Annotated in this window: 1 protein-coding gene; it reads right to left on the bottom strand. The window is 67.4% G+C overall.

Translation table 11 applies throughout. The features are described from left to right. Window positions 1-1,824, bottom strand: a 1,824-nt coding sequence (locus tag RQP53_RS24615) for a non-ribosomal peptide synthetase (RefSeq protein ID WP_315653379.1), incomplete at both ends; no start/stop codon positions are given.

The raw sequence follows: 1,824 nt of genomic DNA, 5'->3' as shown, positions 1-1,824 counted from the left end.
GCCGCCGAGCTCGAAGAAGTTGTCGCGACGGCCGATGCGCTGCAGCTTGAGCAACTCGCCCCAGATCGCTGCCAGCGTCTGCTCGACCTCGCCCTGCGGCGCCTCGTACGCACGTGCCGCCACCGCCGACACATCCGGCTCCGGCAGCGCCTTGCGGTCCAGCTTGCCATTGGGCGTCAGCGGGAATGCCTCCAGCCTTACAAACGCCGCCGGCACCATGTACTCCGGCAACCCCCGACCCAGCTCGGCGCGCAGCTTCGCTATGTCCAGCTCCGTCGGCGCCACCACATAGGCCACCAACCGCGCCTCCTGCCCGTCCTGCGCCCGCGCCAGCACCACCGCTTCCTGCACGCCCTCGCATTGCGCCAGCCGCGCCTCAATCTCGCCCAGCTCGATCCGGAAACCACGGATCTTGACCTGGAAGTCCAGCCGCCCGTGGAAGTCAATCGTCCCGTCTCGTCTGTAGCTGCCCAGGTCTCCCGTGCGGTAAAAGCGCCCGCCTCCCCACGGATGCGCAACGAAGGCCGCCTCGGTCTGCTGCGGGTTGTTCAGATAGCCTCGCCCCACGCCCAGCCCGCCCACGCAGATCTCGCCCTTCACCCCCACCGGCACCGGCTGCCCCTGACGGTCCAGGATGTAGATCTTGTTGTTCGGCGTCGGCCGCCCGATCGCGATCAGACTGTCTGGCGCTGGCTTCTCGGTGAACGCCTGATACGTCACGTCATCCGAGCATTCCGCCGGCCCGTAGACATTCATCAGCGGAATGCCCGCATAGCGATCAAACCAGTCACAGGCCAACTTGGTGCTCAGCGCCTCGCCGGTCGGGATCAACCAGCGCAGGCTCGCCAGCGGTGGCGCGCTCTCGCCCTCGTCCAGCGCGTTGAGCATCGCGCGCATCATGCTCGGCACCGTCTGCAGCAAGGTGATGCCCTCGCGCTCGACCGCATGCACCAGCCCCTGCGGGTCGTACGCAATCTCGTCGCGCAGGATCACCGTGCAGCCGCCCACCACCAGCGCTGACAGGAACTGCCAGACGCAGATGTCAAAGGCCGGCGAGGCGGTCTGTGCCAGCCGGTCTGACGCCCCCACCGCCATCGTCTCGAGCTTGCCGAACATGTGGTTGAGCATGCCGAGCTGCTCCACCATCGCGCCCTTGGGCTTGCCGGTCGACCCAGAGGTGAAGATCACATAGGCCAGATCGCTCGGACGGAAATCAATGGCCACCGTGGGCAAGACCTGCCCCTCTGCCCCCTCCGCCCACTGCTGTTGCGCCACCACACACGCCATCTCCCCGGCCAGCGCAGCCGCCTGCTCCCGGCAGCCCTCGGACACCAGCAGCAGCACCGAGCCGCTCATCTGCACAATCTCGCGCAGCCGCTGCGACGGATGCTTGATGTCCAGCGGCAGGAACGCTGCACCCGCCTGCAGCACCGCCAGCATCATCGTCAGCAGCACCTCGTCTCGCTCGCTGACCAACGTCACCAGCGTGTCGCGCCCCGCTCCGGCACGCCGCAAGGCCGCGGCCAGCCTCGTCGAACGGGCGTACAGCTCACCGTAGCTCAGCCGCTGCTCCCCGCACACCACCGCCAGGCGGCTCGGATCCAGCGACACCTGGCGCTCGAACAGCTGCGTGTAGCTCTGCTCCAGCGGATACTGCCGCTCGCTGCGGTTCCAGCTGACAAGCTGCTGCTCCAGCTCCGCCTCGTCCAGCAACGCCAGCCTATCCACCCGCTGCGTCGCGTCCGCAACCATGCCCTCCAGCACTCTCCGGTAGTACCCGGCAAAGCGCTCTATCGTCTCGGCATCAAACAAGGCTGTCGCGTA

It is taken from the genome of Roseateles aquae (assembly GCF_032337115.1).
Lineage (GTDB): Bacteria > Pseudomonadota > Gammaproteobacteria > Burkholderiales > Burkholderiaceae_C > Roseateles_C > Roseateles_C aquae.
The sequence above is the reverse complement of the archived record's forward strand: the minus strand, read 5'-3'. Positions and strand labels throughout refer to the sequence as shown.